The organism is Bacillus bruguierae (assembly GCF_037104725.1).
GTDB lineage: Bacteria > Bacillota > Bacilli > Bacillales > Bacillaceae_G > Bacillus_A > Bacillus_A bruguierae.
Window position 1 is genome coordinate 360,384 of the sequence record NZ_JBAWSX010000001.1, and the last position, 14,324, is coordinate 374,707.

Here is a 14,324-nt window from a genome sequence, read left to right on the forward strand (position 1 = left end):
AGTTGAAGCACAACATAAAAAACCTCTTTCTTTTTGGATGGGCGAGAGGATCTGGCCATGCATAGAAGCGGTCAGTGCCTATTTCTACCACGGGCGTCGGTAAAACAAAGAGAGGTGCAGGTTCCTTTTTGTTTAGTATAGCAATGCATTTTGATTTTAAATTTCCGAAAAATCAAATAATATTAAAGAGAGTATACGAGAAGGAGATGGGTGTTTGTGAAGAAGATTCATTATATTGAACATTTTGAAGAGTGGGCGAGTGCATTTTCATTCTACATTCCTGTAAAGGTTCGTTTTTGTGAAACGGATATGTTTGGACATATGAATAACGGTGTTGCGTTTACTTATTTTGAAGAAGCTCGTATTGAATTTTTTAAAGAACTTGGTTTTATGCAAGAGTGGGTGCATGAATCGTCAGAAACGATGATTGTAGTAGCAGATTTACAATGTAATTTTTTAAAACAAGTGTTCTTTGATGAGAACCTAAAAGTGTATGTAAAAGCGGAAAATGTCGGAAATTCATCTTTAGATTTACACTATATGGTGAAGAATGAGGCAGGAGAGATTTGTTTGGTGGGGCGAGGAGCGATGGTACAGGCTTCTAAAAAAACAGGAAAAGGAGTACCTTGGTCGGTGGAATGGAAACAAAGGTTAGTAGATTAAAAAAATAAGAGAGCGTATAGCTCTCTTATTTTTTGTCTTCCATTGCTTCCTCTAATGTCAAGTGATGCGTATATAAATATGTGGCATGCGGATTGCCGACAAAACGAAGATGCCATGGCTCAAAAGCATATTCGGTAATGTTTGTTTTATCTTTCGGATAACGGATAATAAATCCAAATTCGTGCGCATGCTCTGCCACCCATTTTCCTTCAGGTGTTTCTCCGAATACAGGCTCCAATTGAAGGTTTGCTGAATTAGAGCTAATATCTATAGCAAGTCCTGTTTGATGCTCGCTTGTTCCAGGAACGGCACTTAACGAATCAGCAGCTTCTTTTCCTTGACGATCTACGTATGTATTGTGTAATGACTGTTGTCGTTTATAAGAGCGAAATCCAGATACAGCTGAAAGCTCAATTCCTTGTTTTTTTGCTGTTTCAAACATTGTTTCTAAGGCATCTGCTGCCGGCTTACGAAGTAATGTTTTTTCTTTATCTTTCGGAGATAAAAACGGAACATTTGGTTTTGTTAAATCACTTGGTGTATAAGAGTCTGGTAGCTTTCGATGCTTGTTGACTAACACGAGTAATGAATCCGGATTATTGACAAGGCTATATTGATCATCTGTTTTTTTTGCTGTCGTACTTGCTTTTGGGAACGGTGGAATCTCCTCTTTTGGATGTTCAGCATGCTTTTTTGTTTCAACTGCTTCTGCCTGATTATGTATGAAAGATTTGGAAAGAAAATTTATTAAAGAAATAACAATGAGAATAATAATCGAAATTAAAAGAGTTCTTTTTATAATTCGTTTTTTAATCATTTTTAACCGATATAGTCCTTTCTAAACTGCTCGTACTTGAATATCTTTTTACATTATAAATCTATCTTACATAAAAAGGAACGAGGGAGTCGTGATGTAATGAAAATGAAAAAAATTTGTAAAAAAATGTCGATTATTATTCCGTCTGTTTTAAGTGGCACAATTATAACCTTCCGTTAACTCTATTTTTATGTTATAAGAAAAAAATAAAGGATGGCACAGTGCCACCCTTTACTTTTTATCTTCAAATGCTTTTAAGTTGTCTTTACGAATTTTATCTTTTTCTGCATCTGTTTTTTTAAAGTCATAGTTATATAAAGAGCCTTCCCAGTCACCATACATAGGATTTGGGAAAACAATAAATTTCTCGCCAAATTGCGCTTTTAATTCTTCTACTTTCTTATTACGATCTTGCGTGGATAATCCATCGAAACCAATGAAGTCTGATAAATTATCACCAAATAATAAGACGATATCATGCGTTGTTGAAACGAGTTCACGACGTTTTTCTTTTCCTTTTTCTTTCGGATCTTGTAGCAAGATGTGTTCTTTCGTTGCTTGCGGAGCACCGATACGTTCTAAATTTTTAATTGTCGCATCTAACTGATTCGTTTTACGATTTGAAATATAGTAAATATCTACGCCTTTTGATTCTGCATGTTTTAAGAAGTCAATTGAGCCAGGAAGAGCTGCCGCTTCTGCTTTATTAATCCAGTCATCCCATTTATAAGGATAGCCTTTTCCTGTTTTTACAGACATTGCTTGGTGTGGACTGTTATCAACAACAGTTTCGTCTAAGTCTAGTACAACAGCTGGTTTCTTGCTTGTTCCCTTAGCAAGAGCTGCATCTAGCTTTAGTGTACCAATGTTGTAGCCTTGGTGGTATAATGCTTTCGCTTCACCAGATGTTTGATACCATAAGTCAGCCATTAATTGTTGATCTGTTAGTTGGACTTTTTCTTCTTTTGCTTTTGCTGATGTCTGTTCTGCTGTTGTGTTGCATGCTGTTAAAGTTGTAGATAACAATGCAACAGATAACAGTGTTGTTAGTTTTCTCTTCTTCATAGTGTCCTCCCAAGGTATGTAATTCGTTTCTTCATTATATTATTGTGATATAATTAATTATATCACAATAATATAATGAAGTTATATGCAATTTTGCATATTGATATACGTATATAAATTAGTATGTGCAATGTTATAATAAAATATGGTAAAAATATACGTATTTTGCATATTATTAAATTTATAGGACTAATTTTAAGGAGAGAAAAGTATGACATTGCAGATTCAACAATTAACCAAGCAGTTTGGTGAAAACGTTGCAGTGAATCATTTAAATCTTACCTTGCCGAAGGGCGAAGTATTAGGACTGCTAGGACGAAACGGTGCAGGAAAAACAACAACCATTAAAATGCTGTTAAGTTTATTAACGCCAAATGAGGGCAGTATTACGTGGGATAAGAAAGAGATTTCGAAGAGTGGTGTAACAATTGGTTATCTTCCTGAAGAGAGAGGTTTGTATACGAAAAGTCGAGTAATTGATCAGCTTCGCTATTTTGGGAGATTAGAAGGAATGACAAGGAAAGAAGTAGATACAGCCATTGATTTTTGGTTAGGAAAATTAGCAATCCCTGAATATAAGTATAAGCTGGCAGGGGAACTTTCGAAAGGAAATCAACAAAAAATACAATTGATCGCAGCGCTTTTACATGACCCAGAGTTACTCATTTTAGATGAACCGTTTAGTGGATTGGATCCCGTAAATGCTGAAATGCTAGCAAATATTATTGAAGAACAAATTCAAAGAGGGAAAACAATTATTTTATCGAGTCATCGCATGGAACAAGTTGAATCATTTTGTCAGCATGTGTGTATTTTAAAGCAAGGTGCGGCGGTTGTAGAAGGTCACTTAAGTAATATAAAAAAAGAATACGGATTTCGAAACTTAACAATCGAAGATAACGAAGAAAATGAAAAAGCATTGCAAACATTACAAATTGTGTATGAGAAGCGTCTTGGTTATCTTTATATTAAAGTTCAGGAAGATACAGAAGCCCTATCAATCTTACAAAAATTACAAGAGCAAGGTGTGCATTTACGTCAGTTTAAAATGCTAGAACCGACCTTAAATGAAATCTTTGTAGAAAGGGCGAAATAAGAATGCGTAAATTTTTTCATGTGTTTTCATTTTATTTTAGAGAATCATTTCTTTCAAAAAAATCACTGATTACAAGTGGGATTTTGTTTTTAGTGGTATTTGGAATTTTTGCTTTTAATCACTTTACTTCTGATAAAGATAAAAATAAAGACAAAGATAAGTTGGCAATCGTAATGGATAGTGCGACATATATAGTGCAAGAAGAGGGACTAAATAAAATTCTGCCATCAGCTCAAATACGAATAGAAAAGAAAGAACAGTTAGAAAAACTTCATAAACAAGTTGAAGAAGGAAAGTTAGATGGTCTCTTTTATGTTAAAGAAAAAAATGGAGTTCCCGAAGTAACGTATATGTACAATGGTTTTTCAAGCCAAGAAACGTCTACTATTATAGCGAACTATTTGAAACAGCAATATACGCAAGTGATTCTTTCGAAACATAAGGTGCCGTCTGATGTGGCGCAGCAATTACAAACAGATATTTCGGTGAAAGAAGAAGCAATAAAAGATCGTGCTTCCTCCTTCGGTATTGCATATGTGTTTATATTTGTACTCTATATGTTTATCATAGCGTTTGGAAACACAATTGCGATGAATATCGCATCAGAAAAATCCTCTCGTGTTATGGAAATTATGCTTTCGAAAGTGAAGCCGCTGTATATGATGTACGCTAAAATTCTTGCTGTTGTTACAACAGCGTTACTACAAATTGCTATCCTTGCATGTGGTGTTCTCGTTCCAGTTTTAATTGGATGGGTAGATTTAGATAATGCGTCTTTATTTGGTCTTCCGATTGATTTTGCGAAGTTAGATGTAAAAGTTATTAGTCTGTTTATTGTATTTTTCATTACTGGCTATTTATTATATGCGATGATGTATGCAGCGGCTGGAGCTGTTGTATCAAAAACAGAAGACTTACAATCAGTATCATTTCCAGTCGCAATTTTAATTATGGCAGCGTTTTTCATTAGTATTAAATCATTATCAGACCCAAATAGTACGATTGTTGTGATTAGTTCATATGTTCCTTTCTTTACGCCAATGGTCACATTCTCACGAGTTGTAGCTGGAGAAGCTGGCGCTTTAGAAATTAGCATTGCCTTATCGTTATTACTTGCGACAATCTTCTTCTTAAACTTTATTGCAAGTCGTATTTACGTAAACGGTGTCATGAGCTATTCCGATAAAGTGAAATTTAAAGATCTTGCTAAATTTATAAAGCGTCATTAATACAGAAAAATCCTGATTCTTTTATAAGTAAATCAGGATTTTTTCTCTGGATTTACAATGCAGTTTATTTTATCCCGCTATTCGTGGGCAGTAATACTCCCGCCTCAAAATTCAGCGAAAGCAAAGAAGTAAGGTGGGAGATAAACTGCCCGTAAAAGCCCGATTGGGAGGGCTAATAATCAGTGGGGGATGAAGAACCCCCCACTGATTAAAGTTTCACTTTATATAGCGAAAGAAAGTGGTATATAATAAAAGGTACGTTATTTTTTATGAATGATAGATAATGGAATAAAGGAGGGGAATACAAGTGGGGATTAGTAGTCGTTTTACGGTGGCTGTTCATATGTTAACATTACTAGCAGTTGATAAAACTTCACGTTGTACATCTGAATGGATTGCTGGTAGTGTCAATACAAACCCAGTCGTTATTCGCCGAATTACAGGAATGCTAAAAAAAGCAGGACTAGTTGATGTACAAGCTGGAAAAGGTGGTACTTCTTTAGCTCGGGATTTAGACGAAGTGACATTACTTGATGTATACAAAGCAGTTGAAGTTGTGGAAGAAGGACATTTATTTTCTTTTCATGATAATCCGAATGTACAATGTCCAGTTGGGGCAAACATTCAAAATGTGTTAGAAATTATATTATTGCAAGCGCAAGAAGCAATGGAAAATGTTCTTGCAAATGTAAAGGTAAAACAGCTCGTTACGAATTTAGAAGAAAAAATAAAACAATAAAAGAACCTAGCCTTCTATCATGTAAGGCTAGGTTCTTTTTCGTTAAGCGTTACGCACTGTGAAGCGTTGACGTAGGAATTGAGGAGTTTCTACTTCGTCTAATAAAGCAACAGCGTAGTTTGGAATGGAAACGCGACTTTCACCATTTTCATCTATTAATAACTGATCTGTACCTGTTACATATTTGCCTGTACGTTCTCCTGGTTCGATCATTGCAGCAGGACTTAAATTCGTCCAGTTAAAATCGGATTGTTTATATACCTCTAATGCATCGCGATGAGCTAATGCGATTGACTTCCATTCTGCAGGAAAGTCTGGTGTATCAACAACTTGTAAGCCAGGTGTTACTTCTAAGCTACCTGCGCCTCCAACTGACACAAGACGAGAGACGCCAGCTTGTTTTGCTGCTTGTAATAAAGAATGTGTTGCTTCTACAAGTTTCTCATCCTCACCATGTTTAGGACCAAATGCACTAATTAAAACGTCATGATTTGCTGCTTCTTTTGCAATGCTGCTTACATGAAAGATATCACCTGTTACAACATGTAAGTTTTCATGTGTTGTTTCTACGCGAGATGCGTCGCGTACAATCGCTGTTACTTCATGCCCGCGTGTTAAAGCTTCCTCGATGATTTGTTTTCCGATGTTACCAGTTGCGCCTACCACTGCAAGTTTCATATTCATTCTCCTTTTTCACTTTGTTTTATATAAAATGTATCCATCTGCATTTAATTTGTAACAGATTCAGTTACAACTATATGTAACCATTATAGTTACAACTGTATTTCTTTGTCAACATAAAAACAATTTGGAGAAAGGGGAATAAAATATAGAAAAGGCACCGCAGAGAAAGCAGTGCCTTTATTCATAAGAACTTGGCATGAGCAATATAAGAATGAAATAAGCTAAAAAACCTGTTCCGAAACATAAGATAGCGATTAGCCAAAGGATGCGAATCATACTTGTGCTTACACCGAAATATTCTCCTAAACCACCGCATACGCCGAGAAACACTTTATCTGTTGAAGATTTACACAATCTTTTTTCTGTCATGAACACCTCTCCTTTTCGTGATTCACCATTTCTTTATGTAGTAGTGAATACATTATGTTTTCAGCAAATACAGAAACTACCGAATTATATTACCTGTTGGGGGAGAAGATTACAGTTTTATCGCGCTATTCGCGGGCAGTAAGCCCCCTATCTCAAGGTTCTGAGAAGTCAAAGAAGATAGCTGGGAGATAACTATCAATAAAAGCGATTTTTTGTAAATAAATACATTAAATTTCTGCCTATTTTTATTCACCACGACTTGCTTCTATTCATACAATATCTTGACTAAATAAACACCCAACTTACACACATACAGCTCTGGCTTAAGCAAGGAGGGTTATACCAATTGAAGGAAAAAGAATATCAATCTAAACCGTTGCTCACAAAAAGAGAAAGAGAAGTGTTTGAGTTACTCGTTCAAGATAAAACAACAAAAGAAATTGCAAGTGAACTTTTTATTAGTGAAAAAACCGTACGTAACCACATTTCAAATGCAATGCAAAAGCTAGGAGTTAAGGGACGCTCACAAGCAGTTGTCGAGCTCCTTCGTATGGGAGAACTTGAACTATAAAGAATGAAGCCGGCTTTCATGTAAAGAAAAGCCGGTTATTTTTGTATCTTGCAAATTACTAGGAAAAGGAGGAAAATAAAAAGGTCTATTCATGTACATAAGGTGAACCTTCTATTATTCTATGAATGAGTGCGCTGTTTTGAAATGTACAGTTAGATTATGAAAGAGAAAACGGGGCGATTGTTTTGAATAGAGCGATTGGTGTAATTGATTCAGGTGTTGGTGGTTTAACAGTAGCGAAAGAATTAATTCGGCAATTACCGAAAGAGCGAATTATATATTTAGGAGATACAGCACGTTGCCCGTATGGTCCGCGATCTCGTGAAGAAGTAAGACAATTTACATGGGAAATGACAGAACATTTACTAGCGCAGGATATTAAGATGCTCGTAATTGCTTGTAATACTGCAGCGGCAGTTGTGCTTGAAGAAATGCAAAAGAAATTATCTATTCCGGTTGTGGGTGTCATTCACCCGGGTGCACGTACTGCACTGAAAGTGACAAAAACATACCATGTGGGTGTAATTGGAACGATTGGAACAGTGAAAAGCGGTGCGTATGAATACGCGTTAAAATCGATTAACAACCGCGTATTAGTAGAGAGTTTATCTTGCCCGCCGTTTGTTGAGCTTGTAGAAAGCGGAATTTTTGAGAGTGAAATGGCATACGAAGTGGTAAGCGAAACATTGCAACCATTGAAGAAAACAGAAATTGATACATTAATTTTAGGGTGTACGCATTATCCGATTTTAGGACCAGTTATTGGGCGGGTTATGGGTGATTCTGTACAATTGATTAGTTCAGGTGATGAAACAGCTCGTGAAGTAAGTACGATTTTGTATCATAGTAAGATGCTGCATGATATAGAAGAGCAAAGTGATCATCTGTTCTTAACAACAGGAGAAATTGATGTGTTTAAAGAAATTGCTTCGAAGTGGTTCGGACAACCAATTGAGAACGTGAAGCATATCGTTTTATAAAGTAGCCATTAAGTGAAGAAGAATATATATCCAAATTGAAAAACTAACATAAAACCTCTTTTTTAGGGGAGGACAAGAGCGTCTGGCCGCGCGTAGTAGCGGTCAGGGCCTTTTCTTGCCACATGCCAGGTTTTAAACAAAAGCAGCAGGCCGGTAGCGGGCATGTTGTATTCTGCATAGCAGCAATTTATGTGTTAAAAATCAAAGTGGATTTATACATAGAAAGACCATCCTTATTCAATGGGTATTTGCATAAGGATGGTCTTTTTTGACTGAAAATCATAGTGTAAAGTGAATGAGCCCATGCAAGATAAACGCTTTACTGTTCATAAGAGCTGTAACTTCTGATGGAAGTTTTACTTTATAAGTTGTGGAAGAACATCTGTTAGTTCTTGTTTGATTCGTTTTGCAAATGCTGGATGTTTACCTGAAGTAGATATACTTACAATATACTCATTATTTCGAATAACGGCAGGTGTGTGAAAAGATGATTGTGTGCCATCGCTTACGATATTAACCCACTGAAAGTCATGCGCTGCTTGTTTGACCATCATATTTACATCATGATGATTTGTTGCGGCATAAATGAGATGAGCATCTTTTATATCTTCATCTGTAAATGTTTTTTGTTTCCATGTAATATAGGAGAGTTTCCTCATTTCCTCACAAATATCTGGACTCACTACAGTAACAATAGCTCCTGTATCTTGTAATCCACACGCTTTTCGGTAGGCAATTTTGCCGCCTCCGATAATGACAACACGCTTGCCTTGCAGATTACATACAAGGGGATATAAGTTACACATGTACATATGCCTCCATTCGTTCTAATAATGCGGACTTCATGTAGGGATCAAATTGAAGGCAGTTGCATGTTGTAACGTTCGTGTATGTGTGTGCATGGCGCTCAATTTTCCGAAGTAATAATCCGGTAAAGAGAAGGTATGGCATGACGTATACATGTTGAGCTGATGAGGCTAAACCGTCGAGTCTTTCAGTAAAAGAAGGTGTTCCCTTTGTTAAAAAAGAGCAGGAAACGGGCATGCAAAGTTTTTGTTCAATTGCTGATCCGATTTGCTGTAATTCATATATAGGCTGAGGATCACTACTGCCTCGGCCTACGATTAGGATTTCACTATCTTGTATAGGTATGGCTTCACGTATTCTTTTGATTACAAGTTCAATCATGAGCGGGTGTGTACTAAAGGGTGGTACAATTGAAAATGTAATATGTGGATAGCGCTTTTTCATTTGCTCAATTTCGAAAGGGACGTCACGTTTATAATGAGCTGCTGCAAATAATAAAACTGGGACAAGTAAAATCTCAGTTGCTCCGTCTAGAATTGCTTCTGTAATCGCATCTTGGACAGTTGGTATTGTAAGTTCAAGAAAGCCGATTTTTTGGATATTTTCACTCCGCTCCTTTATAACGGACTGGACAAAGTGGATGAATTGCTCATTGCCTGCTTGTAATCGACTGCCGTGCCCGATATAAACAATCCCTTTCATTGTGCTGCCACTTCTTTCTCATTAAAAATAGCTTGTAACTCATAATCGATGTTCTGGAATCCGATTTTATTTGCGTACTGTAAAGTTAGTTCATCTGTATACGAGAACGGTAAATTGAAAATATGCATGAAACCAAGGCGTTTAACCTCTGCTATAAATGTATCAATTGCGGCGCGCCCTTCAAATACAATGCCATCCCATGTGAATTCAGAGAGCATACGTGTATGAATTTCGTCAAAACGATGATCTATTTTATATTCATGTGTCATTATATAAGAGCCAGGGCCGATTTTTTCTTGAATGACAGCAATTCGGTTAATATTTCGTCCTAGATACACAGTTGGTTTTGTAGAAAACCTTGCTTGTTCACTGAAGAGTCCATATTGCATAAGTGCTTCCTTGGCAGCATGATTCATATGCTGGAGAACTCCTTGTAAGGAACGGATATCTTTCCGATGCTGTGCGCATGATTGTAACAAGATTGCTACGCTTTCGGCTGAACAGAAAACGAGACGCTTGGCATCAAATATTTCACGGAGTTGTTCCTGTGTTAAAGTGTAATCTTGTTTTTGGAAAGTTGGAATTTGATATGTTTCTGCTCCAGCTTCTTGTAATTTTTTCTCTGCTTTACTTGTTTTATTTGATGAAGAGGCAAGTAAAACTTTTTTTCCGTGTAATGGTTTACGTTCTTTCCAAGCGATTTGTTTTCGTAAGGATACGACATCCCCAACAATTGTCATGGAAGGATTTGAAATGTGTTCCTTGTTGACGATATCAACAATTGTGGACAGTGTACCTGTAACGACTCGCTGTCTTCCGGTTGTACCCCATTCGATGACTGCTACTGGTGTATCTTTTTTCTTTCCGGTTTGCAGTAAGTTTTCGCAAATGGTTGGTAAGTTTTTAATGCCCATGTAAAAGGCAACAGTATCACTATTTAAGAGTGAGTTGTAGTTGACATGATCCTGAATCGGTCCCTTTGTATGACCAGTTAATAATGTCACGCTATTACTGTAGTCGCGATGGGTGAGAGGGATGCCGGCATACGCGCTAGCGGCGATGCTAGATGTAATACCTGGTACAATCTCATATGGAATGTTTTCTGCTGCTAAAGCAGCTGCTTCTTCGCCAACTCGGCCAAAGATAGAGGGATCTCCGCCTTTTAATCGGACAACAGTCTTACCTTCTTTGGCAGATTGAAGTAAATGAGCGTTAATCATTTCTTGGCGCATAATATGATTTGTTGGCATTTTTCCGCAATAGACAAGTTCGCATGTTGACTTTGTATAGCGAAGTAAATTTTGATTCAATAAGCGGTCATATAAAACAATATCTGCTTTTTGTAAGCACTCTATTGCTTTTTTTGTAATAAGCCCTTCATCACCAGGTCCTGCACCAACTAAATATACGTATCCGTTCATCTCTACACCTCATCTGTTTTTACTGGAAAGGAAGCCGAGAAGAGGCTCCCTTATATAAGTTACATGTATATATAAATATCGCCATCAATAATTTGTACTTCATATGTTTGAATACAGCCGTCATCAGGTTTTTGTACTTCACCTGTTAGTAATGAAATTTTCCAATCGTGCAACGGACAAAAGACAAATTCGCCAGAAACAATCCCTTCTGCTAATGGGCCATTTTTATGAGGACACCGATTTTCTACAGCGCGGATGTCGCCGTTTGCAAGGCGAAATAAGGCAATAGACATGTCCTTTATGTGTACTTCCTTACCGATTTGTACAGGAAGATCTGCGGCAGGCATAATTTTTATTTTTTCTTTCGTTTGTAACATATGAATCGCTCCTTATTTTACAATCTCTACTTCATACATCGTTTTTAGTGATTGTGTTTCTAGTGCTTGTCCCCAAGCTTCTTCATAGGTATTTCGTGCTGTTTGGAAGCGTTCATTTAATTTAGCGATCATACTTTCATCATGCAGCACTTCTTTTATTTGATGTAAACCTATTCGTTCTACCCAAGGAGCTGTGCGTTCGCCGTAAATACCAGTTTCACGATAGTATTGTACGTACGCTGTGGCGATGCGAATTACATCTTCTTCCGAAGGGACAATCATTACAAAATCAGCTTCACGTACTTCTGTACCGCCGTTACCTCCGATATAAAGCTGGAAGCCATTTTCAACACAAACGACGCCAAAGTCTTTCGTTAATGCTTCTGCGCAGTTGCGCGGACAACCTGTTACACCCATTTTCATTTTATGTGGTGTATCTACCATTTCTAATGACTGCTCAAGCAACATGCCAAGTCCTAATGAATCTTTTGTACCGAAGCGGCAGAAGCGGGATCCGACGCATGATTTTACATTGCGAAGAGACTTCGAATAGGCGTAGCCAGAATTCATATCAAGATCAGCCCACACTTTTGGTAAATCTTCTTTTTTAACACCATATAAACCGATGCGACTTGCACCTGTTATTTTTACGAGCGGGACGTCGTATTTCTTCGCAACTTCTGCGATTTTCATTAAATCATCTGCTGTTGTAACGCCGCCGTACATACGTGGAATAACAGAAAATGTTCCATCATGTTGAATATTGCCATTCATTCTTTCGTTAACGAAGCGAGATGCTTTATCATCGGCGTATTCTTCTGGACAAATCATACGTAAATAGTAATTTAATGCAGGACGGCATTTTGAACAACCTTCTTCGTGCGAGAAGTTAAGGACGTTTCGTACTTCTTTCGGTGACTTTAAGCCTTTTTCGTGAATTGCTGCTACAACTTCATCGCGAGATAATGTTGTGCACCCGCACATACCTGTAATTTGGACAGAAGCATCAAAGTTATCTCCAAGTGTATGAGATAAAATTTGTTCAACAACTGGGCGACATTTACCGCAGGATCCTGCTGCTTTTGTACACCCTTTTACTTCTTCAAATGTCGTTAAGTGTTGTTCTAAAATAGCGTGAACAATCGTTCCTTTTGTGACGCCATTACATCCGCAAACAGTTTCATCAGCACTCATACTTGCAACGTCAAGTCCGTTATCTTCACCAGCTTTATGAAGAAGAGAAGCAGGTGTGTATTCTTGTATATCTTCTTCCTTTTTTAACATGCTGAAGAGGCGTGTGCCATCAGTTGTATCACCATATAAAACAACACCAACAACTTTATTGTCCCGGATGAGTACCTTTTTATAGGAACGCGTACATTCGTCGAAAATGGAGATTGCTTTTGTGACATCATCTTCATAAATTTGACCAGCGGAGAATAAATCGCATCCTGCAACTTTCAGTTGTGTACCGACGATGCTGCCAGTATATCCATCTGTTTGTGTACTTGTAATGTGTTTTGCTAATATAGCACCTTGTTCATAAAGTGGTGCAACAAGTCCATATGCAATCCCGTCATGTTCTGCGCATTCTCCAACTGCATATATTGCTTCATCATTTGTTTGCATATAGTCATTGACTACAACACCACGGTTTACAATTAAACCAGCATCTTTTGCTAATTGTGTATTCGGACGTATTCCAACAGCCATCACAATTAAATCGCATGTTACAATATCGCCATCTGCAAATTGAATGCCCTCAACGTGGTTTGTACCAAGAATTTTTACTGTTTTCTTTTCCATAAGGAACTTCATACCTTGTGATTCTAAATCTTCACGTAGTAGTGAAGATGCCTTAGCATCGAGTTGTTGTTCCATTAAGTGCGGCATTAAATGAACAACATGCACGTCCATTCCTAAGTCAATAAGCCCTCGTGCGGCTTCTAAACCAAGTAATCCGCCGCCAATAACAACAGCTTTTTTATATTGCTTAGCGGTATCCATCATAAATTGTGTATCTTCAATTGTGCGAAAACCTGTTACACCAGGAAGATTTGCACCCTCTACAGGTAAAATAAAAGCACTGGATCCTGTTGCGATAATGAGTTTGTCGTACATAACAAGACGATTCTTTTCTGTAACAATGACTTGTTCTTTCCGATCGATTTGCATTACTTTTTCATTTGTATACAACGTAATATCATTTTCTTCGTACCAACTGTATTCGTTCATAATGATATCTTGTATATTTGTTTTTCCTTGTAGGACGTGGGAGAGCATAATGCGATTGTAGTTTGGATGTGGTTCGTCTCCAAAAATGGTAATGTCGTATAAGGTATCGTTTTGTTTTAAAATTTCTTCGATGCAGCGTATTCCAGCCATACCATTCCCGATCATGACTAAACGTGTTTTCATATTCATTTCCCTTCTTTTTTGTGAAATGTTTAACAAACTTTTATGCTTGTATTATAAAAGTTTTGGGAAATAAGGAGATGTGATATTTATCACAATTTTGGGGGATTCATAAATTGTTCAAATTTGTACAGTATTTGATCTTCATAGTCTTCTCTGCTTTAAGAGGATGCTTTGATTAATAGAAGCAAGATTTTGAAGAAATATAAATCCATTTTGATTTTTCAACATCTTTGTCTAGCTCTGCCTCCTAAGCCCTCATGTCTAAGAACCTTCCACACGAGAAGGTTCTTAGACATGAGGGCTTAAACAGTCGGCTCCGCTTTTCTTTATAAGTTGCGGTTATGTAAAACAAAAAGTGACCTGCACTCGTTTTCTCTCTTTGTTTT

General features: G+C 37.2%; 15 protein-coding genes. 6 read left to right on the forward strand and 9 right to left on the reverse strand.

Annotation, left to right across the window (positions count from 1 at the left end; genetic code table 11):
• Nucleotides 1–216 precede the first annotated feature (216 nt).
• Complete coding sequence (locus WAZ07_RS01760) at nt 217–663, forward strand: acyl-CoA thioesterase (RefSeq protein WP_336471081.1); 447 nt, start codon at nt 217–219, stop codon at nt 661–663.
• Nucleotides 664–688: 25 nt separating this feature from the next.
• On the opposite strand, the gene WAZ07_RS01765 is transcribed toward WAZ07_RS01760, so the two are convergent.
• Together WAZ07_RS01765 and WAZ07_RS01770 are read right to left on the reverse strand one after the other, a co-directional pair.
• The gene (locus tag WAZ07_RS01765; RefSeq protein ID WP_396548884.1) at nt 689–1,480 is read right to left on the reverse strand and encodes a M15 family metallopeptidase; all 792 of its coding nucleotides are present in this window, start codon (nt 1,478–1,480) and stop codon (nt 689–691) included.
• A 231-nt stretch (nt 1,481–1,711) separates the two neighbouring features.
• Nucleotides 1,712–2,545 (reverse strand): 5'-nucleotidase, lipoprotein e(P4) family, encoded by an 834-nt coding sequence (locus WAZ07_RS01770; protein ID WP_336471082.1) that lies wholly within the window; start codon nt 2,543–2,545, stop codon nt 1,712–1,714.
• Nucleotides 2,546–2,756: 211 nt separating this feature from the next.
• On the opposite strand from WAZ07_RS01770, the gene WAZ07_RS01775 reads away from it, so the two are divergent.
• From WAZ07_RS01775 to WAZ07_RS01785, 3 genes are all read left to right on the forward strand, one after another.
• Nucleotides 2,757–3,641: an ABC transporter ATP-binding protein gene (locus tag WAZ07_RS01775; RefSeq protein WP_336471083.1), complete on the forward strand. Its 885-nt coding sequence runs from the start codon at nt 2,757–2,759 to the stop codon at nt 3,639–3,641.
• A gap of 2 nt (nt 3,642–3,643) precedes the next feature.
• Nucleotides 3,644–4,870 (forward strand): ABC transporter permease, encoded by a 1,227-nt coding sequence (locus WAZ07_RS01780; RefSeq protein WP_336471084.1) that lies wholly within the window; start codon nt 3,644–3,646, stop codon nt 4,868–4,870.
• 307 nt (nt 4,871–5,177) lie between these two features.
• Nucleotides 5,178–5,609, forward strand: coding sequence for an Rrf2 family transcriptional regulator (locus tag WAZ07_RS01785; RefSeq protein WP_090919615.1), 432 nt, complete (start codon nt 5,178–5,180; stop codon nt 5,607–5,609).
• A gap of 42 nt (nt 5,610–5,651) precedes the next feature.
• Here WAZ07_RS01785 and WAZ07_RS01790 read toward each other — a convergent pair whose 3' ends face one another.
• Complete coding sequence (locus WAZ07_RS01790) at nt 5,652–6,287, reverse strand: NAD(P)-dependent oxidoreductase (RefSeq protein WP_336471085.1); 636 nt, start codon at nt 6,285–6,287, stop codon at nt 5,652–5,654.
• A 183-nt stretch (nt 6,288–6,470) separates the two neighbouring features.
• On the reverse strand, nt 6,471–6,662 hold the full coding sequence (locus tag WAZ07_RS01795) for a PspC domain-containing protein (RefSeq protein WP_090919609.1): 192 nt from the start codon (nt 6,660–6,662) through the stop codon (nt 6,471–6,473).
• 346 nt (nt 6,663–7,008) lie between these two features.
• On the opposite strand from WAZ07_RS01795, the gene gerE reads away from it, so the two are divergent.
• Nucleotides 7,009–7,233, forward strand: a complete 225-nt coding sequence (gene gerE, locus WAZ07_RS01800; RefSeq protein ID WP_020060005.1) for a spore germination transcription factor GerE — start codon at nt 7,009–7,011, stop codon at nt 7,231–7,233.
• A 179-nt stretch (nt 7,234–7,412) separates the two neighbouring features.
• Nucleotides 7,413–8,213: a glutamate racemase gene (gene racE / locus WAZ07_RS01805; RefSeq protein WP_336471410.1), complete on the forward strand. Its 801-nt coding sequence runs from the start codon at nt 7,413–7,415 to the stop codon at nt 8,211–8,213.
• 356 nt (nt 8,214–8,569) lie between these two features.
• On the opposite strand, the gene WAZ07_RS01810 is transcribed toward racE, so the two are convergent.
• Genes WAZ07_RS01810 through nirB form a run of 5 tightly spaced genes read right to left on the reverse strand, consistent with a single transcriptional unit; the run spans nt 8,570 to nt 13,938 of the window.
• Nucleotides 8,570–9,019 carry a precorrin-2 dehydrogenase gene (locus WAZ07_RS01810; RefSeq protein WP_336471086.1) on the reverse strand — a complete coding sequence of 150 codons (450 nt, stop codon included), beginning with the start codon at nt 9,017–9,019 and terminating at the stop codon, nt 8,570–8,572.
• A complete protein-coding gene (locus tag WAZ07_RS01815; protein ID WP_336471087.1) occupies nt 9,012–9,722 on the reverse strand; it encodes a sirohydrochlorin chelatase in 711 nt (236 codons plus the stop codon). The genes WAZ07_RS01810 and WAZ07_RS01815 overlap by 8 nt, the downstream gene beginning before the upstream one ends.
• Nucleotides 9,719–11,143, reverse strand: coding sequence for a uroporphyrin-III C-methyltransferase (locus WAZ07_RS01820; RefSeq protein WP_336471088.1), 1,425 nt, complete (start codon nt 11,141–11,143; stop codon nt 9,719–9,721). Before WAZ07_RS01820 ends, WAZ07_RS01815 begins: the two co-directional genes overlap by 4 nt.
• A 59-nt stretch (nt 11,144–11,202) precedes the next feature.
• On the reverse strand, nt 11,203–11,520 hold the full coding sequence (gene nirD, locus WAZ07_RS01825; protein ID WP_336471089.1) for a nitrite reductase small subunit NirD: 318 nt from the start codon (nt 11,518–11,520) through the stop codon (nt 11,203–11,205).
• 12 nt (nt 11,521–11,532) lie between these two features.
• Entirely contained in the window at nt 11,533–13,938 is a 2,406-nt protein-coding gene (nirB, locus tag WAZ07_RS01830) for a nitrite reductase large subunit NirB (protein ID WP_336471090.1), read from the reverse strand.
• Between the last annotated feature and the right edge of the window lie 386 nt (nt 13,939–14,324).